At 37.6% G+C, this 1,262-nt stretch carries 2 protein-coding genes; one reads left to right on the top strand and one right to left on the bottom strand.

Annotation, left to right across the window (positions count from 1 at the left end; genetic code table 11):
• Positions 1 to 308 precede the first annotated feature (308 nt).
• Positions 309 to 467: a hypothetical protein gene (locus tag BFP75_RS21780; RefSeq protein ID WP_165776517.1), complete on the bottom strand. Its 159-nt coding sequence runs from the start codon at positions 465 to 467 to the stop codon at positions 309 to 311.
• A gap of 134 nt (positions 468 to 601) precedes the next feature.
• Here BFP75_RS21780 and BFP75_RS07110 point away from each other — a divergent pair, with 134 nt between their 5' ends.
• On the top strand, positions 602 to 1,066 hold the full coding sequence (locus BFP75_RS07110; protein WP_099544556.1) for a hypothetical protein: 465 nt from the start codon (positions 602 to 604) through the stop codon (positions 1,064 to 1,066).
• The last annotated feature ends 196 nt before the right edge of the window (positions 1,067 to 1,262 follow it).

Genomic DNA, 1,262 nt, shown 5'->3' with positions numbered 1-1,262 from the left:
AAAACGCCTTTTAAACGACGGTAGAAATTCGTCTGCGGTACCCGGTCACTTGATTGGAAATTATTGAAAAGCTTCTCTTGATAATCCTTTTTACCCTGCATACCTAAAGTTACGATCCTTTTACGGATCGGCAAGATCGAAATGCCCCTTTTTTTATAACTTGTGCAACAGGCACACCGTGTATAATTAATGGCTGGTTCAAGCTACTTACGAAAATCCTCGCAGATTTTCTATTCGTTTTTTATTTCCTAAATTAGTTGCTCAAACACGCCACTAATCATACACAAAACCGATGATGTACAATTCACCTAAAGGTGAACCCAAGTCGCTACATTGTCGCCAAAGGCTCCAATTCCCGCCCCTTGGGATTTGTACATCATCGCAGGGCCATGCCAGTTTGCATAATCCGTAGGATGAGGGACCATCCAACCTATCACCTTTAGGCGCCATCGAGGAAAACTGTACATATCAACGGCTATATGCAACCTGGCCACGTTCAACACGTATTTTAAATTTATCCCAACAAGTTGCGTAAATTTAAAATCCGTAACGTGGCTTCACATAGCCCTGCGTTGTAAGCAAGCTGAAAAACGAACTGCGAATGAAATTTAAACTGACTTTTTTACTTCTAATTGGAATTATAATTAACGGATTTGGACAAAATCTGAATATGGTAATTGAAGTGAACGAAAGATTAGTTGTTGGAGAAATCGCTGGAGCTTATCTGAATTTTGAAAATGCGGACGGAACCAAAAGCAGAAACCTTGTCGGATACCATCCTGGAGAATTAAGACTTCAAAAAGAAGATTGGGAAAAAATAAAAGCTGAAACAACTAAAAAAATAACTCTGACTTTTGACTACTATGCTCTAAAGGGAAAGTATCACAACAGCGTAAATTTCGGAATTGAAATGCAAAAACATCATTTTGAAAAAAGCTATCTGATTTTAAGAGTTTATGATTTTAGGGAACGGAAATTCAGAAAACGATATGGATGTTTGACTGACGAAAAATACATAGCGGAATTGAATTTTCCTCAAGGTGGAATTTTAATCAGATGTCGATGAAAAAAAGCCAGCTTACAACAATGTATCCTATGAAAAGCCCTAGTCCAGTTCTCTAAAGTTAGTATTTAATTTTCAATTACTTCATAATGATGGTTTTGGGGTGTTGAATCGTTGATAATTCCGATAGGATTATCAACCATTCAATACCATATAACTTGCTCGGCATCCTATATGTGATACACCGTTATCGGCGTTC

Origin of the sequence: Maribacter sp. 4G9, assembly GCF_002742265.1 — a bacterium.
In the GTDB taxonomy this organism is placed as follows: domain Bacteria; phylum Bacteroidota; class Bacteroidia; order Flavobacteriales; family Flavobacteriaceae; genus Maribacter.
This window is presented reverse-complemented; position numbering and strand designations above follow the sequence as displayed.